The organism is Streptomyces sp. Y7 (genome assembly GCF_043195415.1).
GTDB lineage: Bacteria > Actinomycetota > Actinomycetes > Streptomycetales > Streptomycetaceae > Streptomyces.
The window spans coordinates 684,347-707,333 of record NZ_JBIDDQ010000002.1 but is presented as its reverse complement, the minus strand read 5'-3'; the positions used below and the strand labels follow the sequence as shown (position 1 = coordinate 707,333).

General features: G+C 72.6%; 12 protein-coding genes. 8 read left to right on the top strand and 4 right to left on the bottom strand.

All coding sequences use genetic code 11. The annotated features are described in order from the left end of the window. Both ACGFW6_RS08930 and ACGFW6_RS08925 read left to right on the top strand, forming a co-directional pair. On the top strand, positions 1-10,917 hold the full coding sequence (locus ACGFW6_RS08930; RefSeq protein ID WP_393506187.1) for an amino acid adenylation domain-containing protein: 10,917 nt from the start codon (positions 1-3) through the stop codon (positions 10,915-10,917). Further along, a complete protein-coding gene (locus ACGFW6_RS08925; protein WP_393506185.1) occupies positions 10,904-12,604 on the top strand; it encodes an ABC transporter ATP-binding protein in 1,701 nt (566 codons plus the stop codon). The genes ACGFW6_RS08930 and ACGFW6_RS08925 overlap by 14 nt, the downstream gene beginning before the upstream one ends. A gap of 4 nt (positions 12,605-12,608) precedes the next feature. On the opposite strand, the gene ACGFW6_RS08920 is transcribed toward ACGFW6_RS08925, so the two are convergent. Continuing rightward, positions 12,609-13,709 carry an alpha/beta hydrolase-fold protein gene (locus ACGFW6_RS08920; protein WP_393506183.1) on the bottom strand — a complete coding sequence of 367 codons (1,101 nt, stop codon included), beginning with the start codon at positions 13,707-13,709 and terminating at the stop codon, positions 12,609-12,611. Between the two features lie 94 nt (positions 13,710-13,803). Between ACGFW6_RS08920 and ACGFW6_RS08915 the strand changes: the two genes are divergently transcribed. Then, positions 13,804-14,004: an MbtH family protein gene (locus ACGFW6_RS08915; RefSeq protein ID WP_393506182.1), complete on the top strand. Its 201-nt coding sequence runs from the start codon at positions 13,804-13,806 to the stop codon at positions 14,002-14,004. Between the two features lie 44 nt (positions 14,005-14,048). Here ACGFW6_RS08915 and ACGFW6_RS08910 read toward each other — a convergent pair whose 3' ends face one another. Both ACGFW6_RS08910 and ACGFW6_RS08905 read right to left on the bottom strand, forming a co-directional pair. Further along, on the bottom strand, positions 14,049-15,635 hold the full coding sequence (locus tag ACGFW6_RS08910) for a glycerol-3-phosphate dehydrogenase/oxidase (RefSeq protein ID WP_393506180.1): 1,587 nt from the start codon (positions 15,633-15,635) through the stop codon (positions 14,049-14,051). Then, complete coding sequence (locus tag ACGFW6_RS08905) at positions 15,632-16,231, bottom strand: TetR/AcrR family transcriptional regulator (RefSeq protein WP_393506178.1); 600 nt, start codon at positions 16,229-16,231, stop codon at positions 15,632-15,634. Before ACGFW6_RS08905 ends, ACGFW6_RS08910 begins: the two co-directional genes overlap by 4 nt. Positions 16,232-16,305: 74 nt before the next feature. Between ACGFW6_RS08905 and ACGFW6_RS08900 the strand changes: the two genes are divergently transcribed. Both ACGFW6_RS08900 and ACGFW6_RS08895 read left to right on the top strand, forming a co-directional pair. Continuing rightward, the gene (locus ACGFW6_RS08900; protein ID WP_393506176.1) at positions 16,306-17,904 is read left to right on the top strand and encodes an FAD-binding oxidoreductase; all 1,599 of its coding nucleotides are present in this window, start codon (positions 16,306-16,308) and stop codon (positions 17,902-17,904) included. Between the two features lie 161 nt (positions 17,905-18,065). Then, positions 18,066-18,947 (top strand): YegS/Rv2252/BmrU family lipid kinase, encoded by an 882-nt coding sequence (locus ACGFW6_RS08895; RefSeq protein WP_393506174.1) that lies wholly within the window; start codon positions 18,066-18,068, stop codon positions 18,945-18,947. Positions 18,948-18,972: 25 nt separating this feature from the next. Here the strand turns inward: ACGFW6_RS08895 and ACGFW6_RS08890 are convergent, their stop codons facing one another. Then, positions 18,973-19,338 (bottom strand): helix-turn-helix transcriptional regulator, encoded by a 366-nt coding sequence (locus ACGFW6_RS08890; RefSeq protein ID WP_393506172.1) that lies wholly within the window; start codon positions 19,336-19,338, stop codon positions 18,973-18,975. Positions 19,339-19,465: 127 nt separating this feature from the next. Between ACGFW6_RS08890 and ACGFW6_RS08885 the strand changes: the two genes are divergently transcribed. From ACGFW6_RS08885 to ACGFW6_RS08875, 3 genes are all read left to right on the top strand, one after another. Then, positions 19,466-20,140 (top strand): ANTAR domain-containing protein, encoded by a 675-nt coding sequence (locus ACGFW6_RS08885; RefSeq protein ID WP_393506170.1) that lies wholly within the window; start codon positions 19,466-19,468, stop codon positions 20,138-20,140. Positions 20,141-20,167: 27 nt separating this feature from the next. After that, positions 20,168-20,620: a flavodoxin family protein gene (locus ACGFW6_RS08880; protein WP_393506169.1), complete on the top strand. Its 453-nt coding sequence runs from the start codon at positions 20,168-20,170 to the stop codon at positions 20,618-20,620. 242 nt (positions 20,621-20,862) lie between these two features. Then, positions 20,863-22,863, top strand: a complete 2,001-nt coding sequence (locus ACGFW6_RS08875; RefSeq protein WP_393506167.1) for a DUF1996 domain-containing protein — start codon at positions 20,863-20,865, stop codon at positions 22,861-22,863. Positions 22,864-22,987 lie beyond the last annotated feature (124 nt).

Below are 22,987 nucleotides of genomic sequence, written 5' to 3'. Positions count from 1 at the left end.
ATGATCGAACCGAGCGCTCGTCACGTACTGCTGTCCCCCGAGCAACTGGCCGCCGTACGCCGGCGGATCGGCGACCACTCCGACAGCACGATCGCCCGGGCATGCGCCATCGGGCTGTCGTACTGGGCGACCGGACTCGGCCCCGACGGCATCGACCTCACCCCCGGCACCCTGTTCACCGAGGTCCTCGGCTGGGTCGACAACGGCGGTGACGGGCCCCGCGGCTGGGCGGTCGGCGCGGACGGCCGGACCCTCTCCGTCCCGGACGGGGTCGCACCCGCCGACGCGCAGCTCACACTGGACGACCTGACCGACTTCCCCGACCGGCCCCTGGGCACCATCGGCCCGTCCACGGCGGCGGCGCGGCTCGAAGCCCTGGCCGGCTGGAACGACACCCGGGCCGACCGGGTCCGCCCGACCATCGTGGAGATGTTCCGCGAACAGGCGCGGAACAGGCCGGACGCCATCGCGATCGTCGACGACCGCCGCTCACTGACCTACCGTCAGGCAGCCGAACTGTCAGGTCAGTTGGCCCACCATCTGATCTCCCGCGGACCGGCCGCCGAACAGGTCGTCGGCATCTCCCTGGCCCGTTCCGCCGAGATGGTGATCGGGCTGCTCGGCGTACTCCGGGCGGGCTGCGCCTTCGTGCCCCTCGACCCGCAGTGGCCCGCCGCGCGCCGGGCCGTCGTCATCGAGGACGCCCGGGTCGAGCTGCAGCTCAACGACTCCGGGGAGCACGACCCGGACGAACCCGAAGCCGTGGCCGTCGATCTGGACGACTGGCGGTTCGGCTCCCACCCCACCGAGGGACCCGAGGTCACCGTCCGCGGCGACGCCCTGGCCTACGTGATCTTCACATCCGGGTCGACCGGACGGCCCAAGGGCGCGATGATCCGGCACGAGGCCATCAGCGAACGCCTGCTGTGGCAGGTCCACGAGATCCTCGGCTTCGGCCACGACGACGCCTCGCTGTTCAAGGCGCCGCTGTCCTTCGACATCTCCATCAACGAGATCTTCCTGCCGCTGGTGAGCGGTGCCCGGCTCGTCGTCCTGCGGCCCGGCGGGGAACGCGACCCGCACCATCTGCTGAGCGTGATCGCCGAGCAGCGCGTCACCTTCACGTACCTGGTGTCGTCCATGCTGGACGTGCTGCTGGAGATCGCGGGCGACTCCGGGCGGCTGGACAGCCTGCGGCACGTGTGGTGCGGAGGCGAGGTACTGACCCCGGAGCTGTACGAACGGTTCCGCACCAGGCTCGACATCCCGATGTACCACGGCTACGGCCCCGCCGAGACGACGATCGGCGTCTCGCACGTCATCTACCGGGGCGCGGCGGAACGCCTGTCGACATCGATCGGCAGGGCCAACCCCAACACCCAGCTGTACGTCCTGGACGACGAGTTGCGCCCGGTCCCCGTCGGCGTCGGCGGCGAACTCTACGTGGGCGGCTTCCTCCTCGGACGCGGCTACGTCGGCGCACCCGGCCTGACCGCCTCCCGGTTCGTCGCCAACCCCTTCGCCGACGACGGCTCCCGGCTCTACCGCACGGGTGACCTCGCCCGGTTCGCCCCGGACGGGTCCCTGGACTTCCTCGGCCGGGCCGACAACCAGGTCAAGATCCGCGGCATGCGGCTGGAGATGGAGGACGTCGAGGTCGGCCTCGCGGAGCACCCCCGCGTGCGGCACACCTGCGTCGTCGCCAGGAAGAACACGGCGGGCGGCACGTATCTCGTCGGGTACGTCATCCCGGTCGCCGGGAGCGAGGCCCTGCGAGCCGACGAGGTCAAGGCGTGGGCCGGCGAGCACATGGTCGAGTACATGGTGCCCGCCCACATCGTCGTCATGACGGAGTTCCCGCTCACCGCCAACGGCAAGCTCGACCGCAACGCCCTGCCCGAACCCACGACGGACACCGGCCGGCTGACCCGGCCCACGACCGAGAACGAACGCGCGGTGTGCGCCGCCGTCGCGGCCGTACTGCGGCTCGAAGAGGTGGGCGTCGACCAGGACTTCTTCCAGCTCGGCGGGGACAGCATCCTCGCGATCTCGCTGCTGAGCGCGCTGCGCGACGCCGGCCTCTACGTCACGGCACGGCAGATCTTCACCCACAGCACCGTGGGGAAGCTCGCCGCGGTCGCGAGCCGCGACGACGTCACCACGGTGGACCACCGCGATGTCGCGACCGGTGCCGTCGTGGGCTCACCCATCGTGCAGTGGCTCGGCGAGACCACGGACGCGATCGACGGCTTCGTCCAGTCGGTCGTCCTGAACACCCCGGCGGACCTGACCGCCGCCACCCTCGACGCGATCCTCACCGCCCTGGTCCGGCGGCACGACATGCTCCGCGCCGAACTGGTGCGCGGCGACCGCTGGAGCTTCCACATACCCGAGGCCGAGCAGGCCACCGCGTCCTGGCAGGAGAGCGACCGGCCGCTCGACGACTGCGTCGCGCTCGCCACCGCGGATCTGGACCCGACCGGCGGCGTGATGCTGCGGGCCGTCTGGCGCCGAGCGGCGCGGCAACTGGTCCTGGTCGCCCACCACGTGGTGATCGACGGCGTGTCCTGGCGGGTCCTGATGGAGGACCTTCTCACGGCGTGGCGGCAGGTCACCTCGGGCTCGCCGATCGAGCTGCCCCCGGTGGGGACGTCGTTCCGGCGCTGGACGCAGCTGCTGGAGCGCGCGGCGTTCGACGCGGACAGCTCCTTCTACCGGCGTGCCCTGCCGGGGGAGGACGAGCAGCTCGGCAGACGCCCGCCGGCCGACAGCGACACCGTCGCACGGGAGCGGATACGTACCGTGTCGGTGCCCGCCGACGTCACCGCCGCGCTGCTGGGCGACGTCCCCGCGAAGTTCCACGCGGGCGTCAACGACGTCCTGCTGACCGCGCTCGCCGTCGCGCTCGCCCGCCGGCGCCGTGACCTCGGCCAGGCGCAGACCTTCGCGCACATCGAACTGGAAGGCCATGGCCGCGAGGGACAGTTCGTGGCGGGCTCCGCCGGCTTCGAACCCGAACTGTCGCGCACCGTGGGCTGGTTCACCACCCTGTTCCCGGTGACCGTGGACCCCGGCGCGACGGCCGACTTCACGGCGCCCGCGTACCTGACCACCGCTCTGAAGGCGGTCAAGGAAGCCCTGGCCGACGTACCGGACAACGGCGTCTCCTACGGCGCCCTCCGCTACCTCGCCCGGACCGAGTTCGACGCGCCCGCACCCCAGGTCCTCTTCAACTACCTGGGCCGCTTCGACGCGGGAGCCTCCGGCGACTGGCAACTGGCCCGCACCACCGGCCAGTTGGGTGAGAGGCGTGACCCGAGGATGCGGCTGCCGCGCCCCCTGGAGTTCAACGCCATCGCCGAACCGGGCGCCGGCGGCGGGTACGAACTGGTCACCGCCATCTCCTGGCCCGAGGGCATGTTCACCGACGAGGACATCACGCACCTCGCCGAGTACTTCCGCACCGCCCTCACCGGCCTCGCCGCGCTCGACGAGGGCGGCCACTCACCCAGCGACTTCCCTCTGGTCCCGCTCACCCAGACCGACGTCGACGAACTGGACGGCCCCGCACTGGCCGACATCCTGCCGCTGACCCCGCTGCAGGAGGGGCTGTACTTCCACTCGGTCTTCGACGACGACTCCGCGGGCGCCTACGTCGAGCAGCAACTCCTCACACTGGAGGGGGAGGTGGACGCCGACCGGCTCGCGGCGGCGGCCACCCGACTGCTCACCCTCTATCCGAACCTGGCCGCCCGCTTCGTGGCCCTCGCCGACGGCCGTGTCGTCTCCGTGCTGGACCGCGCGGTGGAGGCGCCCTTCACCACGCTGGACCGCCCCGGAATCACCGACGCCGAGATACGCGAGTACGCCGAGCGTGACCGCCGCGCCGGGTTCGACCTGGCCACCGGCCCGCTCATGCGGTACACGCTGCTGCGCGCCGGCGCCGGCCGCGCCGTCCTGGTGCAGACCGTGCACCACATCATCGCCGACGGCTGGTCGGTGCCGCCGATGCTGCGGGCGCTGCTCGCCGAGTACCGCGCGCCGGGAACCCTGTACCCCGGGGGCGGATTCCCGGACTACGTCAGCTGGCTCGCCGGACGGGACGACGACGAGAGCGACCGCGTCTGGCACGCACAACTCGCCGACCTCCCCGGCCCCTCGCTGGTCGCCGCGGGCCACACGCCGTCCGACCGGTTCACCGACATCGCCTCGGAGCCGGACGACGACATCGACGCCGCCGCCCGCTCGGCCGGGGTACCGCTGAGCGTCGCCGTGCACAGCGCCTGGGCGGTGACGCTCGGCGGCATCCTGCACGGTACGGACGTGGTGTTCGGCTCGACCGTGTCCGGCCGCGACGCCGACGTGCCCGGCATCGAGGACATGGTGGGTCTGTTCATCAACACCATTCCCGTGCGCGCCCGTTGGACCGGCACGACCACGGCCGGCGAACTGCTCGCCTCGGTGCGGGAGCACCAGAGCGCGGTACTGCCGCACCAGCACGTCTCGCTGGCGCGGATCGGCCGCCAGGCCGGCTCCGGCTCCCTGTTCGACACCCTGGTGGTGTTCGACGTCGCCACCGACGTCGAGGCACTGCAGCGGCCCGGCGACACCCTCGCCATCACCGACATCGTCAACGAGGGCGCTCCGCACTACCCGTTGACGCTGGTGGTGGAGCGCGCACTCGACGGCCGTCCGCGCTTCAACCTGATCTACGACGCCGAGCTGGTGCGGGAGACGAGTGCCCGGGCGATCCTGCGCACGTTCTCCTCGGCCCTCACCGGCCTGCTCGCCCGTCCGGACGCCCCGGTCGACGACCTGGCGCCGCGCAACGGCCGGCCCCCGGCGCGGATCACTCCGACGACCCTGGGCGGACTGTTCGACGCCGCCGCGCGACGTGACCCGGCGGCCACCGCGGTCACGCAGTGCGGTCTCGACGGCGGCACCAGGTCACTGACGTACGGCGAACTCGCCGAGGAAAAGGACCGGTTGGCCGCCGCCCTGCGGGCGGCGGGCGTCGGGCCGGGCAAGCGGGTCGCCGTCGCCGTCCCGCGCTCCGTCGAGCAGGTCGTCGCCCTGATCGCGATCGTCGGCGCGGGCGGCGCCTACGTGCCCCTGGACCTGGCGTACCCCGACGCACGGCTGGAGTACGTCCTCGCCGACGCCGCTCCCGAGGTCGTCCTCGTGGACCGCGAGCAGCGGGACCGGTTCACGCGGCTGCTGGCCGCGGCGGAGGTCCCGGCGCGGGTCCTCGTGCAGGGCGACGACCTGCCGGTGGGGGACGGCGCCGAGCACGACGTGAGTTGGCACGACCCCGCCTACGTCATCTACACCTCCGGATCGACCGGCCGGCCCAAGGGCGTCGTCGTCCCGCACTCCAGCGTGGTGACGCTGCTCGCCCACACCCAGCCCGACATGGGCTTCGGCCCGCACGACGTGTGGGTCCAGTTCCACTCCTTCTCCTTCGACTTCGCGGTCTGGGAGCTGTGGGGCGCGCTGGCGTACGGCGGTGAACTGCTGGTGCCGGAGTACGGGCTGACCCGCTCGCCGGTCGACTTCCACCGGCTGGTCCGCGAGCGCGGGGTGAGCGTGCTCAACCAGACCCCGTCGGCCTTCTACCAGTTCATCGAGGCCGACCGGCAGGCCGACGCGGCGCTCCCCGCGCTGCGCCGCATCATCTTCGGAGGCGAGGCGCTGGACCTCGGTCGGCTGCGCGGCTGGGTCGAGCGGCACGGCACCGCGTCGCCGGAGCTGGTCAACATGTACGGCATCACCGAGACCACGGTCCACGTCACCCATCGGGTACTGACCGACGAGGACTTCGAGCGCGGCGACGACGTCAGCCCGATCGGCGGCCCCGTCCCCGGCCTGGTCACCCACCTGCTCGACGACCGGCTCCGCCCGGTGCCGCCCGGCCGCGTGGGAGCCATCTACGTCGCCGGCGACCAGGTGTCGCTCGGCTATCTGGGCAGGCCGGGGCTGACCGCGGGCCGGTTCGTGGCGGACCCGTTCGCCGGAGACGGCTCCCGCATGTACCACACGGGCGATCTCGCCCGCCGCACCCTGGACGGTGAGCTGGAGTTCACCGGGCGCGCCGACGACCAGGTCCAACTCAAGGGATTCCGGGTCGAGCCGGGCGAGGTGGAGTCCGCCGTACGGGACGTCGAGGGTGTGGTCGACGCGGCCGTCACCGTGGCGGACAGCGGCGACCACCTGGTCGCGCACGTCGTGGGCCGGATACCCGACGACCTCACCGCCCTGCTGTCCGAGAAGCTGCCCGTCCACATGGTGCCGGGGCGTGTGCTGCCGGTCGACGCCCTGCCGCTCACCGTCAACGGCAAGCTGGATCGCACCGCCCTGCTCGAACGCGCCCGAAGGGACGCCCAGAACACCGCGACCAGCCGCGACGCCGGCACGGACGAAGGGGCCGCCGCGGCTGCCCTTCCCGCCCTCATCGGCATCTTCACCGACACCCTGCCCGGCAGCGCGGTGGACGCCGACACCGACTTCTTCCGGGCCGGGGGCGACAGCATCGTCGCCATCACCGTCATCAACCGGGCCAGGGCACTCGGCCTGGCGATCGCTCCCCGCGACGTGTTTCTGCTCAGGACTCCCCGCGCGCTCGCCGAGCACATCGCGACGAGCACCCCGCGGGCACTCGCACCCGCCCCCGCCCGGAGCGCGGACGGCCCCCTGCCACCGACCCCGATCATCCTGCGCCGACGCGAACTGGGCGGCTCCCTCACCCGGTTCGCGCAGGCCAGGACGCTGCCGGTCCCCGAGACCACCGGCCTCGCCGACATCGAGCGCGCCGCGAACGCCGTCGTCGCCGCCCACCCGGCCCTCCGGCTCCGCCTGCGCACCGAGCACGGCGTGTGGGCCCTGCGCACCGAACCCCACCGTGACGTCACCGTCGTACGGCCGGACACGCCCGATGCCACGACGGCGGCGAACGAGGCCGCCGGACGCCTCGACCCCGAGTCCGGCGAGGTCATCGCGTTCGCGTGGCTGGAGCAGGCCCGGACCCTGGTCGTCACCGTGCACCACCTCGCCGTCGACTCGGTGTCCTGGCTGATCCTCCTGGAGGACCTGGCCACCGCCCTGCGCGGGGAGCCCCTGGCCCCGCCGACCACGTCCTACGCCGAGTACGCCGAAGCGCTGGCGCTCGACGCGGCCCGGGCGGCGGTCGACGGCCTCGCGCACTGGATCACCACCCTGCGGGCCCCCGCACTGCTGCCCGCCGTCGACGGGCCGCGCGAGACCACGGTCGTCCTGGCGCCCGACGTGAGCGACCGGGTGATCCGCACCGCGCCCGCCGCGCTCGGCGTCGGAATCACCGAGTTGCTGTGCGGCGCCCTGCGCACCGCTATGACCCGCATCCAGCCGACGCCCACCGACCTCACGATCGAACTGGAGCGGCACGGCCGGGTCCCGGCCCTCGACCACCACGACTACACCCGCACCGTCGGCTGGTTCACCTCCATCGCTCCCGTCCGGCTCACCGCCCACACCGACCCCGTGGCGGCCGCCCGCGAGCTCGCCGAGCGACAGCCCGACGAGCGCGCACACGTCGCCTACGGACAGCTCCGGTACCTCAACCCGCAGACGGCCCCGCTGCTCACCGCCCGCCCGCAGGTGCTGTTCAACTACCTGGGCCGGGGCAGCGAGTCCCAGGCGCTGCACATCACCGGCGGCGACGAGGGCAGTCCCTACGCCGTCGAGGTCAACGCCTGGCTCGACGAGACCACCGGAAGCCTGCACGCCGCGTTCACCCTCGCCGAAGGAGTCCCCGACGAGATCACCGGGCACTGGCTCGCCGCACTGCGCGGCGTGGCGGACGCCTCCGCGACGGCCGAGCGCACGGCTCCGGTCACCCCGCTCCAGCGGGGCCTGTTCTTCCAGGCGCAGATGGCGGGCTCGGCCGGACACTACGTCGCGCAGAGCTGGTTCACCTTCGACCGGCGTCTTGACGCCGACGCCCTGGCCGAGGCGATGGCGTACGTGATCGCCCGCCATCCGGCCGTCGGCGCCGGCTTCACCACCGACGAGGACGGCAACCCGGTGCAGACGCTGGCGGCGGGCCGCCGCGTCGGTGTCCGTACCGTCACCCTGTCCACGGAGGCGGAGGTCGAGGCCCTGCGCGTCCGTGACCGCGACACGGGATTCGACCCGGGCGAGCCGCCGTTGATCCGGATGACCGTGGTGCGTCTGCCCGGCGACCGCGACGGCCTGCTGCTGAGCTACCACCTGCTGCTGTGGGACGGCTGGTCCCGCGAGATCGTGCTCCGGGACCTGTTCGACGCCTATCAGGCGGTCCTCGACGGGGCGTTGCCGGTACCGACCCCGGCGGTGCCGAGCTTCGAGGACCACGCCCGGGCCCTGGACGCCGGGGACGCCGCCGTCTCGGAACGTTTCTGGGCGGATCAACTGGCCCCTCTGGCCGGTCCGACGCTGCTCGCCGGACCGGCGCCGGCCGTCTCGGACGCCCTGCCGCGCGCCCTGGTGCACACGCTGTCGGCCGAGCAGTCGGACCTGCTGCGGGAAGCGGCCAAGGTGCACGGCGTCACCCTGAACTCGGTGCTGACCGGCGGGTTCGGGCTGCTGCTGGGCGGGCGCACGGGCCGCGGCGACGCCGTGTTCGGTGTGACGGTCTCCGGCCGGGAGGGCGAGGGGCTGTCCGACATCGTCGGCGTACTGCTCAACACCGTGCCCCTGTGGACGCGGCCGCGGCCCGACGACACGGTCCGGGAGTACCTGGCGGCCGTGCAGACGGCCCGGGTCGAGGCGATGGAGCACGAGCACATGGGGCTCGGCGAGATCCAGCGGGCCAGCGGGCACGACACGCTGTTCGACAACCTGTTCGTCCTCCAGAACTTCCTGGACATGGACGCGTTCGCCGAGATGAACGCCCGGCACGGCATCACCTCGGTGAAGGCCGACGACTCCACGCACTATCCGTTCACCTGGGTCGTCACCCCCGGAGACCGGCTCACGGTCAAGCTGGAGTACCGCGACGAGGACGACGACAACGCCCGGCGTCTCCTCGACGACTACCTGCGCGTCCTCGACGACCTGGCCCGGGCGACCGGACCGGTCGGCGCGCTGCCCGGGCTGGGGCACCGGCCCGAGCCGGGCGAGCGCACGGACGTCGGGACGGACACCGTCGTCGACCGGTTCGACCAGGCCGCGGACCGTGCCCCGCAACGCGTGGCACTGGTCGCCCACGGCTCGACCATGACCTTCGCCGAACTGCGGGACCGCAGCCGTGCGGTGGCGGGGGTGCTCGCCGCGCGCGGCATCGGCCCCGAGACGACGGTGGCGCTCGCGATCCCGCGCTCCCTCGACTGGATCGCGGCGCTGTTCGCCGTCCTGCGCGTCGGCGCCGCGTACGTGCCGCTGGAGCTGGACCACCCGGACGAGCGGATCGCCGCGATCGTCGAGGACGCCCGCCCGGACGTGATCCTCACGGTGAGCGCCGTGTCCCCCCGCCTGACGGGCGAGCTGATCGAGCTGGACCGTCCGCTGCCGGACGCCGAGCCGTTCGTGACGTTCGCGCCGGACGACCCCGACCGGCTGCGGCACCCCGCGTACACGATCTACACCTCCGGATCGACCGGGAAGCCCAAGGGCGTGGTGACCGAGTACGCCGGGCTCACCAACATGCTGATCAACCACCAGCGCCGGATCTTCGAACCGGTGCTGGCAGCACACGAGAACCGGGTGTTCCGGATCGCCCACACGGTGTCGTTCGCGTTCGACATGTCCTGGGAGGAGCTGCTGTGGCTCGCCGACGGGCACGAGGTGCACATCTGCGACGAGGAGTTGCGCCGTGACGCGCCCCGGCTGGTCGAGTACTGCCTGGAGCACGGCATCGACGTCATCAACGTCACCCCGACCTACGCCCAGCAGCTGGTCGCCGAGGGCCTGTTGGACCGCCCGGACCGGCGCCCGCCGCTGGTGCTGCTCGGCGGCGAGGCCGTCACCCCGACGCTGTGGCAGCGGCTCGCCGAGACCGAGGGGACGGTCGGCTACAACCTGTACGGGCCCACCGAGTACACCATCAACACCCTGGGCGTGGGCACCTTCGAGTGCCAGGACCCCGTGGTGGGCGTGGCCATCGACAACACCGACGTGTACGTGCTGGATCCGTGGCTGCGGCCCCTGCCGGACGGCGTCCCGGGCGAGCTGTACGTCTCGGGCATCGGCATCGCGCGCGGCTACCTCGGACAGCCCGCCCAGACCGCGCACCGTTTCGTCGCCTGCCCCTTCGGCGAGCCCGGCGAGCGCATGTACCGCACCGGGGACCTGGTGCTCCGGCGGCCCGACGGGAACCTGATGTACCTGGGCCGCACCGACCAGCAGGTCAAGATCCGGGGGCACCGCGTCGAACTGGGCGAGGTCGAGGCCGTGTTCGCGGCGCACCCGGCGGTGCGCTTCGTCGCCGCGGTCGCCCAGCCCGACCCGCAGGTCGACGGCGCGTACCGGCTGGCGGCCTACCTCGTCCTCGACGGCACGGACCTGGCGGCGGTGGCCGCCGAGGTGGGTGCCGGACTGCCGGACTTCCTGCGGCCGACGCACTACGCCCAGGTCGACGGCATCCCGCTCACGGTGAACGGGAAGGCTGACACGAAGGCGCTGCCGGAGGCCAAGCCGCTCGGCGCGCTGACCACGGCGGGGGAACGAGGGCCCGAGACCGAGACCGAGACCGTGGTGTGCGAGTTCTTCGCCGAAGCACTGGACCTGGACGATGACGAGGTGAGCGCGGTGAGCGACTTCGTGTCCCTGGGCGGACACTCCATGCTGGCCGTGCGGCTGATCGGACTGCTGCGCCGCGAGTACGGTCCGGTGATCACCATCCGAGACCTGTTCACCCTGCGAACCCCGGAAGCGATTGCCCTCCACCTCGATGACAACTCCTGACACGCAGCGGCCCCGCCCGGGGTCCGACATCCTGAGGACCGCTCTGCGCCGCAACCGCGGCGCGATGCTCTGGGGCACCGTCCTCATGGGCCTGTACCAGGCGGGCGAGACCGCCTTCCCGATCGCGCTCGGTCTGATCGTCGAGCACACGATGCAGAACCGGAGCCCCGGCTCGCTCGGCCTGTCCATCGCCGCGCTCGCCGTGATCATCACGACCGTCTCGCTGTCGTGGCGGTTCGGGATGCGGATCCTGCAGAAGGCCAACACGACCGAGGCGCACCGCTGGCGGGTGAAGGTGGCGGCCTGCGGACTCCAGCCGGTGGCCAGGGACGTCGACATCAAGTCCGGGGAGATCCTGACGATCGCGACCGAGGACGCCGACCAGACCGCCGACATCATCGAGGTGGTGCCGCTGCTGATCAGCTCACTGGTCGCGGTGGTCGTCGCCGCGGTCGCGCTGGGCCTGGCCGACCTCCGGCTCGGCCTGCTGGTGATCGTGGGCACCGCCGCGATCATGTCGGTCCTGAGTGTGCTGTCCAAGCGGATCGGCTCCAGCACCCAGGAACAGCAGGCACGGGTGGCGCGGGCGGGCGCCAAGGTCGCCGACCTGATCACCGGCCTGCGCCCGCTGCACGGCTTCGGCGGCAACCACGCGGCGTTCCGGTCCTACCGGAAGGTCAGCACGGAGGCGAAACTCCAGGCGATCACCGTCGCCAAGGTCAACGGCGCGTACGCGGGGGCCGCGCTGGCCCTGAACGCGGTCCTGGCCGGCGCCGTGACCCTGACGGCGGGCTGGCTGGCGTTCGACGGGCAGATCACGATCGGGGAACTCGTCATGGCCGTGGGCCTGGCGCAGTTCATCATGGAACCGCTCAGGCTGTTCTCGGAGATGCCGAAGTACGTGATGATCGCGCGGGCGTCGGCCGAGCGGATGGCGCTCGTCCTGACCGCGCCGCCGGTCACGACGCCGGGGACGCAACGCCCGGCCGCGGGCGGGAACCTGGAGCTCGACTGCGTCCGGTACGGGACCTTGCGCGACCTGAAGTTCAAGGTGTCCGCCGGGGAGTTCGTGGCGATCACCGCCTACCAGCCGCGCGCGGCCGCCGACCTCGCGGCGGTCCTCTCGGCGCATGTCCCGCCCGCCGCGTACGAGGGAGCGGTGCGGGTCGGCGGGCAGGAACTCGCGGACCTGTCGATCGAGGCGGTCCGCGAGCACCTGCTGGTGAACCCGTACGACGGCGAGATCTTCGCCGGCACCCTCCGCACCAACATCGACCCCTCGGGCACCAGCCGCACGGTCCCCGAGGCCGTCGAGGCGTCCATGCTGACGGACGTCGTCGCACTCCACCGAGAGGGGCTCGACTACGGCGTCCGCGACCGGGGCGCCAACCTGTCGGGCGGGCAACGCCAACGGCTCTCCCTCGCACGGGCGCTGGCCGCCGACAGCGAGATCCTGGTGCTGCACGACCCGACGACCGCCGTCGACGCGGTCACCGAACAGCTCGTAGCGCGCAACGTCGCGAAGCTGCGCCGGGGCCGCACCACCGTCGTCATCACCAGCAGCCCGGCCCTCCTGGACGTCGCCGACCGGGTCCTCGTACTCGACGACGGGGGTGTCACGGCCGAGGACACGCACCGGAACCTGCTGGCCACCGACGCGGACTACTGCCGGGCGGTGGCGCGGTGAGGAACTAGCCGAGGGCCCAGGCGACATCCCTGAGCAGGGCGTGCCGCCAGCCCGCCCGGTCGTGGCCGGAGGCCGAGCGCGAGACCCGTACGGTCGCACCGGCCTGTTCGGTGAGGGACTCGGTCAGTTCGCAGTGGGGGAGCATCCGTGTCTCGTGCTCCCCGACGTCGAACGCGACCCGGAGGCCGGGCAGTTCCGGGCGCTCCCGAAGCCGTGCGGCGATGCTGCCGCCGACCGGACCGCCCAGCGGGTCCGCCCGGTCCATGGCGTCGGGCGTCCACCAGAAGGACCCGGACTGGCAGGCGACCCGGGACACCAGCCCGGGGAACTCCAGTGCCGCGTACAGCGCGCTGAGCCCGCCGAGGCTCTGCCCCGCGACCACCAGCCGGTCGAGGTCGGCGGATACGCCGGACTCGGCCACCAGCGGCAGCAGTTCGTCGTGGACCGCTTCCCACAGTTCGGGCCGGCAGGTGAACTCGGCCGCCCTGTCCTTGGCCGGCAGGAAGACGAGGGTGACCGGTGGCATCTCACCGGCGGCGACGGCCGAGTCGAACGCGCTCATGGCCGGGTGCAGGTGGAGCCAGTCGTCGCCGTCGAGGAGCAGGACCACCGGTCCGCCGCCACCCGCGGGATGGATCCGTACCGTACGCCGCCCGGCGAGCCGTCCACCGGCCCAGCGGACCCGGGTGCGGGGGAGGGGCAGGACGTCGGAGGGGCCGACGACGGGCCAGTGCGGCTGGGCCGGGGCGTCCGGGGTCGCGGCGATCGACCGGTCGCCGCCCGCGCCCGCCGGGTTGAGCGGGTCGGCGTACGCCGCGTCGCCGGCGAGGAACCGGTAGGTCACGCGCAGCCGCGCGGGCATGCGCACCTCGGCGTACCAGCAGTCCGTGTCGGCCCATCGGCGCAGCGGTACCGGATCCGACCAGCTCTCGAATTCGATGCTCGCCGCGGAGCCGCGCCACAGGAACAGGGTTGCCCAGCCGCCGCCTTGGGCGGGGACGGACGCGGGTGCCGAGGCCGCCGCCCAGAACGCGTCGGTGCCGGGCCTGCCGGAGAGCCCGTACTCGGCGAAGGCGTTCTCCGTGTCGGCCGTGACCGGGGGCATGAACGTCTCCTTGTGAGAGGGGATCGGCGAAGGCTAAGCTCCTGTCAATTAGGCCAGGCTAACCTAATGTTGACGTTCCGAGGAGGCACTCGGCATGAGCACCAATCCCTTCGACGACAACGAAGGCCGCTTTCTGGTCCTGGTGAACGACGAGGGCCAGCACTCCCTTTGGCCGTCCTTCGCCAAGGTGCCCGGCGGCTGGACGACCGTCCTCGAGGAGAACACCCGAGAGGCGTGCCTGGAGTACATCGAGTCCCACTGGACCGACCTGCGTCCCCGGTCTCTGTCGGCGTAGCGGCGAGGGTCCCGGGCCGGCGGGAGGCGCGGTGCCGGGTGCCGCTACGCCTCACCCGCCTTCGCCGACACCTCGCCCAGCACCTCGCGCGCGACGTCCATCGCGGCGTCCCGGTCGGCCGGCACCAGCCCGACGCGGGTGCGCCGGTCGAGCAGGTCCGCCTCGTCCAGGGCGCCCTCGTGGCGTACGGCCCACAGGAGTTCGGCACCGGTGACGGGATGCCCCGCCTGCACGGGTTCGGCGAGACGCGGGTCCTGCGCGCCGAGCGCCTGGACGGCCGGCGCCTCGGTGCCGTAGCGCTGGACCAGCCGGCGCGGCGCGCGCAGCGAGCCGAGGATGGTGGGTGAGGCGGCGCCGACGAGGGGCAGGGAGGCGGTGGGGGAGGCGCCGGCCGTGAGCCGGTGCGTGGCCACCGCCGCGTCGACGGCGTCCTCGGCCATCCGCCGGTAGGTGGTGAGCTTGCCGCCGACCACCGTGGTCACCCCCTCCGAGGAGGTGAGGACCGCGTGCCGGCGGGAGATGTCGGAGGTCCGCGGCGCCCCGGACCCGGTCGTCGGCGCGGTGTCGAGCAGGGGGCGCAGACCGGCGAACGCGCCGACGACGTCGTCACGCCGGACCGGGATGTCCAGGACGGAGCCGAGGACGTCCAGCAGGAAGCCGATGTCCGTCTCGGGCACCTCGGGGACGTCGGGGACGTCGCCCTCGACGGGTTCGTCGGTGAGGCCGACGTAGACCCGGCCGTCGCCCTGCGGCAGGACGAGGACGAAACGGTTGGTCTCGCCCGGCACGGGCACATGCAGCCCGGCGGGCAGGGGGCCGAGGTGGTCCGAGCGCAGCACGAGGTGGGTGCCGCGCGAGGGGCGGATCCGGATGCCGTCCACCAGGCCGTCCGCCCAGACGCCGGACGCGTTGATCACGGCGCGGGCCCTGATCTCGCCCTCCTCGCCGGTGAGTTCGTCACGTATGCGGGCGCCGGACGCGGTGAGCTCCAGCGCCCGGACGCGGGTGAGGATCCGGGCGCCGCGTGCGGCCGCGGTCCGGGCGATCGCCGTCACGAGACGGGCGTCGTCGGTGAGGCGGCCGTCCCAGGACAGCAGGCCGCCGCGCAGGCCCTGGGTGCGCAGGGCGGGGGCGAGGTGCCGGGTCTCCACCGTGGACAGCCGACGCGGGGCGGGCAGCGTGGCGCGGGCCGTCCGGGCCGCGAGCCGCAGGGCGTCACCGGCCCGGAACCCGGCCCAGGCCAGGGTGGACTGGCCGCGGGACACCAGCGGCGTCAGGGGCAGCACGAACGGCTGGGCCCGCACCAGGTGCGGTGCCGTGCGCTCCATCAGCACGCCGCGCTCGACGGCGCTCTCATGGGCCACGTCGAGCTGGGCCGAGGCGAGGTAGCGCAGCCCGCCGTGGATGAGCTTGCTGCTGAAGCGTGAGGTGCCGAAGGCGAGGTCATGGGCGTCGACGGCGGCCACCGTCAGACCCCGGGCGGCGGCGTCGAGGGCGACACCGGCTCCGGTCGCGCCCAGGCCGACGACCAGGACGTCCACGACCGGACCGCCGACGGTCTCGGTCAGTTCGCGCGAGCGCCGGGCGGCGGACAGCGACGATCCGGGGGCCGGGGGAGTGGCAGGGGTCATGGCGTGAGGGTCCTCTCCAGGATGCTGTGCAGTTCCGCCAGGAAGGCATCGCTGTTCAGGTCGGCGTCGTCCTCGTCGGTCATGGTCCGCAGGGACAGGGTGAAGGACTGGACGATCAGCAGCAGGGACCGCGCCTGCCGCTCCAGGTGGCCCGCGCGCACCGAGCCGTCGGCGTGGCCCTCCCGCACGGCGTCCGCGAGCAGGGCCAGCAGCGCCTCCTGGCTCGCGCCCCGGCGGTCGAGGACGTAGGGGAGGAGCAGTTCGGGGTCGACGTCCACGATCTTCTGGAAGAGCGGCTGGGCGCGGAAGCTCCGCACGCCGGCCACGAGTCCCTCGACGATCAGGTCGCGCACGGCCGTCCCGGGCCGCCGTTCGGGCATGGCACCCGTGGCCACCGCGACCCACTCGCGGGTCATCAGGTCCCCCACCAGGGAGCGCACATCGGGCCAGCGCCGGTACAGCGTCATCCGGGAGACGCCCGCGCGGCGGGCCACGTCGGTCAGCGTCGTACGGCGCACTCCGACGGCCAGGACACAGTCGCGCACCGCGTCGAGCACCGCGTCGCTGTCCGAGTGGTTGTGACGAATAGGCGTCATGTGTCACAGTGTAACGCCTGCGAGGCCGTCCGGGACACGGCATCGCTCGAATCGACCGGTGAGGACGAACAGTCATGGACATGCTGTGGAGCGGCTGGGGCGACCCGGCCAAGGCGGCGCCGCTGCCCGAGACCGTGATCGGCCTGCTGCGCGATCTGCTCGGCGTCAAGCCACGCACCGCCGGGCCGATCGCCCTGGAGGACATCGCCGTACCCCAGCCGGGACTCGAACCCGCCGCGCGCCAGGCCCTGTCCGCGGCGGTCGGCGGCGAGGAGCACGTCCGCACCGACGCGGAGACCCGCGTCCGGCACACCCGCGGCAAGTCCACGCCCGACCTGCTGCGGATCCGCGACGGCGAGGTCGACGACGTCCCCGCGGCCGTCGTCCTGCCCGGCTCCCACGACGACGTCCTCGCCGTGCTGCGGGCCTGCGCCGAACACGGCCTGGCCGTGGTCCCGTTCGGCGGCGGCACCTCCGTCGTCGGCGGCCTCGCGCCCTCCCGGCGCGGCGCCTTCGTCGCCCTGGACCTGCGCCGCATGGACGCGCTGCTCGCCGTCGACCCGGTCTCCCGCACCGCCACGCTGCAGCCCGGACTGCGCGGACCGCAGGCCGAGGTACTGCTCGCCGAACACGGCTTCACCCTCGGCCACTTCCCGCAGTCCTTCGAGTGGGCGAGCATCGGCGGATTCGCCGCCGCCCGCTCCAGCGGCCAGGCGTCCGCCGGCTACGGCCGCTTCGACGAGATGGTCCTGGGCCTCACCGTCGCCACCCCCGAGGGCACCCTCGACACCGGCCGGGCACCGCGCTCGGCGGCCGGCCCCGATCTGCGCCAGCTCCTGCTGGGCTCGGAGGGCGCGTTCGGTGTCATCACCTCCGTGACCGTGCGGATCCGGCCCGTGCCGCGGGCCCGGGTGTACGAGGGCTGGCGCTTCGCCTCCTTCGAGGAGGGCTCCGCCGCGCTGCGCCGCCTCGCCCAGGACGGACCGCGCCCGACGGTGCTGCGGCTGTCCGACGAGACCGAGACCCTGATCGGCCTCGCCCAGCCCGACGCCATCGGCGGCTCCGACGCCGCACCGCAGTCCGCCGGCTGCATGGCCATCGCCGGATACGAAGGCACCGCGGAGGACGTCGCGTACCGCAGCGAGCACGCCGCGGCCGTGCTGCGCGAGTGCGGCGGAACCCCGCTCGGCGAGGAACCCGGCGAGCGCTGGGCGCACGGCCGCTACTCGGCCCCGTACCTGCGGGACTCCCTGCTGGACGCCGGCGCGTTCGTCGAGACCCTGGAGACGGCGACCTTCTGGTCACGCGTCCCCGAGCTGTACACGGCCGTCCGCGACGCCCTGACGACGACGCTCACCGAGGCCGGAACCCCGCCGCTGGTCATGTGCCACATCTCCCACGTCTACGAGAACGGCGCCTCGCTGTACTTCACCGTCGTCTCGGCACAGGGCGACGACGCGGTCGCCCACTGGGAGAAGGCCAAGCACGCGGCCAACGAGGCGATCCTCGGCGCGGGCGGCACCATCAGCCACCATCACGGGGTCGGCACCGACCACCGCGACTGGTACGTCCGCGAGGCGGGCCCCCTGGGCATCGAGGCGCTGCGTGCCGTCAAGCGGCGGCTGGACCCGGCCGGGCTGCTCAACCCCGGCGTCCTGCTGCCCCTCGACTGAAGACCGGCCCACCCGCCGCACCCGGCGCCCGCCGTACCTGCTCCACTGGGCGGGCGCCCCGCTCCACCCCTGTCCACACCCCGCTCCACCTCCATCCGCACCCCGGCCCACTCCCGGCCCGCCTCCGGCAGCTCCCTCCCGTCGGCCCGAAAGGCACCCCGATGCGACAGTTCACCGCCATCGTCAACCCCACGGCGGGCGGATCCGCCTCCGCGGCCGCGCTGCTGGAAGTGGCCCGCCCGCTGCGGGAGGCCGGGGCCGACCTGGAGACGCAGTACAGCCGCAGCCTGGCCCACGCCCGGGAACTGGCCCGGGACGCCGGAGAGCGGGGGCGGGTGGTGCTGGCCGTCGGCGGCGACGGAATGGCCGGCGGCATCGGCGGCGCGCTGAGCGGCACCGACATGGTGCTGGGCCTCGTCCCGGCCGGCCGCGGCAACGACTTCGCCCGCGCGCTCGAACTGCCCACCGACCCCCAGGCGCTCGCCGGGGTACTGCTGCACAACGAGCCCCGCAAGGTCGACACCATCGAGGTCGAGTCGGCCGTCCACGACCGCACCGTGGTCCTCGGCAGCGTGTACGCCGGAGTCGACGCGCTCGCCAACCGTCACGCCAACCACGCCACCCTGCTGCGCGGCGCCGCCTCCTACTACGCGGGCGGTCTGCGCGCCGTCACCACCTGGCGCGCCGCGCGCTACCGGGTCACCGTCGACGGCCAGGAACACCTGCACATCGGCTACACGGTCGTCGCCGCCAACTCCGGCTACTACGGCTCCGGTCGGCTCATCGCGCCCGAGGCCCGCGTGGACGACGGCATGCTGGAGGTCGTGATGATCCGCGAGGCTCCGCGCCGGCTCTTCTTCGCCCTGATGAACGACCTGAAGACGGGCGCCCATGTCCACCGCCCCCAGGTGGAGATCCTGCGGGGCAAGGAGATCCGCATCTCGGCCGACCGCGACGTGCCCTACGGCGCCGACGGCGAGGTCGAGGCGACCCTTCCGGTCACGCTCAGAGTCCTGCCGGGAGCGCTGCGCGTCCTGAGCTGAGCCCGAACGCGCCTCGGGCGGGAGTTCATCCGCCGTCGAGCGGCGTCCGCTGCCGCGTCGCCCTCAACTGCTCGGCGGCGTCGCCGCGATCGGCCTCGTCATGGATGAGCAGCGACAGCAGCGCGGCCACGGGCAGCCCGGCCTCGGCGGGGTGCCGCAGCAGCATGCCCTGCTCGATCCGGTAGATGTTGGTCCGGCCCTCGCGGACATGGGACAGATAGCCGTCCCGTTCCAGCTCCGAGATGATCTTCTGGACGGCTCGTTCGGTGAGCCGGCAGTGTGCCGCGATATGGCGGATACGGACGTTGGGGTTGTCGGCGATCGCCGCCAGTACGCGCGCGTGGTTGGTCAGGAACGTCCATCCGGTGTGCGGTTCGGGAACTCCGTCCATGGGCCAACAGTACGGCCTCAGGTTCACGTATACAAATACACGCACTGGATTTCATGTATCCCTTGACGTGTTCGCTGGTTCGGGTCACCCTGGTGCGGAGACACGGGGCACCTGAGGAGAGGCGGACATGCCTGAGCTCACGTCCTCTGTGCTCGGTCCCGACGGCGACCGGGTCAGTGTGGAGGTACGCGGAGAACTCGACCTCGACACCAGCGAGCGCCTGCGCAGCGATCTGCGCGAAGCGTTGCGCCGCTCGGTCCGAGGCGTGGATCTGGACCTGAAGGGCGTCACGTTCTGTGACTGTGCCGCCCTCAACATCCTGCTGGCTCTTCGCCTGCGAGCGCTGAAACAGGGCAAGACGGTCGTGATCCGCGCCAGTGGCGCGGCCGTCGACCGGCTGCTCGCCCTGACGCAGACGCGAGAGCTCTTCGCCGGACCCGACGTCGACGGGCGGCACGCGCCGTCCGGGGAGTCGCGCGAGGCGGCGCAGTTCTCCGACGACTTCGTGCAGGACCTGCGGATCGAGGTGGCCCAGCTGCGCCGGGCCATGCAGACCCGGCCCACCATCGACCTGGCCCGCGGCATCCTGATGGCCTCCTTCGGCCTGAGTTCCGAGGACGCCTGGACGGTGCTGGTCGAGGCCTCGCAGAACACCAACACCAAACTGCACACCCTCGCCGACGAACTCGTCGCCGCCGTGAGGGGCGGTCCGCTGCCCGGAGCGGTGCGGGAGCAGTTGTCGTCGGCCGTCGCCAAGGTCGGCTCCGCCGGCCCGGTGGCCGGAGCGTCGCGGTTGCGCTGATCGGCGCCGCGACGGCAGGGTGCGGGTGTGCCTACCTTGCTGATCGTCCATCACACCCCCTCGCCCAACTGCCAGGCCATGCTCGAAGCCGTCGTCTCCGGCGCTACCGCGCCGGAGATCGAGAACGTCGACGTCGTGCGGCGGCCGGCCCTGTCGGCCACCGCGTCCGACGTGCTCGACGCCGACGCGTACCTGCTGGGCACACCCGCGAACCTCGGCTACATCTCGGGCGCGCTCAAGCACTTCCTCGACCAGATCTACTACCCGTGCCTTGACGCGACCCGCGGTCGCCCCTTTGGCTACTACCTGCACGGCGGCAGCGACGTGACCGGCGCCGTGCGGGCCGTCGACGCCATCACGACCGGCCTCGCCTGGCGGCGCGCCGCCCAGCCCGTGACGGTGACGGGCGAGCCCGGCAAGGCCGACCTGGAGGCGTGCTGGGAACTGGGCGCGACGCTCGCCGCCGGACTGATGGGTTGAGCACGGCTCCCCGTCGCGCCGGTGTCGGTTCGAACACCGTTGCCCGGACGAGGTTTACGAGGCTCATAAGATATTTCTGAGAATTCCTGAGGCGGTTGAACACTGCGCCGCCGGCCTCCGTATAGGACCGGGGGATTTTCATGCCCTGACCGACCACGAGGCGTAGGAGTACTTCCTTGGGACGCAGCACGCGAAGACGCCCAACGGGCGCACGGCGCGCGACCTTTGCAGCGGTCGCGCTGATGTTGGGCGGCGGCGGCCTTGTTGGGGCCAACGTCTATGCCTCGGCGACCGAAGACGGCGGAACGGACTCCGCCGAGACGTTGTCCTCCCCGGCCGGCACGATCGACTGCCCGGACGTCGGCGACAAGCTGACGGACGTGCCGGACGACGCCAAGGAGGACGTGGCGAAGGAGCTCGCCCTCCTGGACCAGCAGATCGCCGACGCCTACCAGCGGTTGACGGAGGCGGCGCAGGCGATCCAGCAGGACCCCGGCTTCGCCGACAACGCGATCATGAAGCCGTTGAAGGAGAAGCGCGGCGCGACGATCGAGCGCATCGCCATCGCCGTGGACCGCTCGGGCGACCGGCCCGAGGGCCTGGAGTCCCTCGCCGACTGCACCCTGCGCGCCCCCGAGGCCGACAGCGGTGACCAGGCGAACGGCGCCGACGGCGGTGACGGTGCCCAGGACAACGGCGGCGACGGCCAGGACGGCACCGACCAGGGCGGCGAACAGCAGGGCGACGAAGGCCAGAACGGCAACGGCGGCCAGGCCGGCAACGGCCCTGCCGTGGCGGACTACCAGGACATCAAGGCCGTACAGCCGAACGTCCAGCAGCCGGCCCTGTCCTCGGACGCCTCCCGGGGCACCTTCGCCACCAGCTGCGGTGTCAACGAGAACGGGCTGTTCAACTCGGACAACGTCATCGTGGCCCCCGGCGTCTCCAACGGCGCCCACCACTTCCACGACTACATCGGCAACCAGTCCAACGACGCCTTCGCGAGCGACGAGGACCTGGCGAACGCCGAGACCAGTTGTGTGAACCAGGACGACAAGTCCACGTACTACTGGCCCGTGATCCGTCTGCAGAACGGTTCGCAGGAGAAGGACGCCAACTCGCCCGGCGGCGGCATCGAGGGCAACGCCGGTGAGATCGTCACCCCCAAGGAGGTGACGCTGAACTTCGTGGGCAGCCCGCGCAGCAAGGTCACCGAGATGCCGCGTCTGCTGCGCATCATCACCGGTGACGCGAAGGCGTTCATCAACGGCACCGCGAACGCCAACGCCTCCTGGAGCTGCACCGGGTTCGAGGACCGGCAGCTGAAGGACAAGTACCCGCTGTGCCCGCAGGGCAGCGACGTGGTGCGTACCTTCAAGTTCCAGAGCTGCTGGGACGGGACGAACATCGACAGCGCCAACCACCGCACCCACGTGGCGTTCGCCGCGGCGGACGGCAGCTGCGCGAACGGCTTCAAGGCCATTCCGCAGCTGGTGCAGCGGATCGTGTACGACGTCGACGCGCCCAGCCTCCAGGACGGCGGCAAGACGACCCCGCTGTTCGCGGTGGACTCCTTCCCGGAGCAGCTGCACAAGCCGGTCACCGACCACGGCGACTTCATCAACGTCTTCAGCGAGGACCTGATGGGCGAGATGGTCGACTGCATCAACGCCGGCCGCACCTGCGGTGTCGGTGCCGACGAGGGCGGCGACCCGGGCCAGGAGGAGCCGACCGAGGAACCCACCGAGGCGCCCACCACCCCGCCGGCCGACGACGACAAGCCGGAGCCGGGCGACGGAGGCAACGAGCAGACGGACCCGCCGGCGAACGACGACCCGGCCACCGAGGCCCCCGAGACCGAGGCCCCGGCGACCGAGGAGCCCGCCACCGAGGCTCCCTCGAACGACGACCCGGCTGACGACCCCGGCGCCGACGACCCGGCGAACGACGACGAGCCGACCCTGTCCAGCACGGTCGCGCCCAAGTCGGACGGCACCCCGTCGGCCGCCGCCGGCGACGACCAGGCGCAGGGCGGCTCCGGCGACGACGAGAACGCGGGAGGCGACGCGGCGCAGACACAGCCCGCGGGCGAAGACACCGAGGACAGCCTGGGGACCAAGCCGCAGGCGGTCGGCGGCAACCTCGCCGAGACGGGCACCACGCTGTGGCCCGCCGCGGGCGGTGCCGTTCTCCTCATGGGCGGTCTCCTGGTGCTGATCCGCGCCAGGCGCAGCGCCCGATAGAGGTGACGACGCGAGGACACGGCGTGTGAGGCGCTTACGTTCCGCAGGGGCCCGGACCGGTTCACCTGGTCCGGGCCCTCTCGCGTTCCCCGTCGGCGCACGGCGTCGAGGCCGTGCCGCACGG

Coding starts and splice junctions, on each gene's coding strand:
- ACGFW6_RS08875 (WP_393506167.1), top strand. CDS start 20,863: ATGTTGGGCGGCGGCGGCCTTGTTGGGGCCAACGTCTATGCCTCGGCG.
- ACGFW6_RS08915 (WP_393506182.1), top strand. CDS start 13,804: ATGAGCACCAATCCCTTCGACGACAACGAAGGCCGCTTTCTGGTCCTG.
- ACGFW6_RS08930 (WP_393506187.1), top strand. CDS start 1: ATGATCGAACCGAGCGCTCGTCACGTACTGCTGTCCCCCGAGCAACTG.
- ACGFW6_RS08925 (WP_393506185.1), top strand. CDS start 10,904: ATGACAACTCCTGACACGCAGCGGCCCCGCCCGGGGTCCGACATCCTG.
- ACGFW6_RS08920 (WP_393506183.1), bottom strand. CDS start 13,709: ATGCCCCCGGTCACGGCCGACACGGAGAACGCCTTCGCCGAGTACGGG.
- ACGFW6_RS08910 (WP_393506180.1), bottom strand. CDS start 15,635: ATGACCCCTGCCACTCCCCCGGCCCCCGGATCGTCGCTGTCCGCCGCC.
- ACGFW6_RS08890 (WP_393506172.1), bottom strand. CDS start 19,338: ATGGACGGAGTTCCCGAACCGCACACCGGATGGACGTTCCTGACCAAC.
- ACGFW6_RS08900 (WP_393506176.1), top strand. CDS start 16,306: ATGGACATGCTGTGGAGCGGCTGGGGCGACCCGGCCAAGGCGGCGCCG.
- ACGFW6_RS08885 (WP_393506170.1), top strand. CDS start 19,466: ATGCCTGAGCTCACGTCCTCTGTGCTCGGTCCCGACGGCGACCGGGTC.
- ACGFW6_RS08905 (WP_393506178.1), bottom strand. CDS start 16,231: ATGACGCCTATTCGTCACAACCACTCGGACAGCGACGCGGTGCTCGAC.
- ACGFW6_RS08895 (WP_393506174.1), top strand. CDS start 18,066: ATGCGACAGTTCACCGCCATCGTCAACCCCACGGCGGGCGGATCCGCC.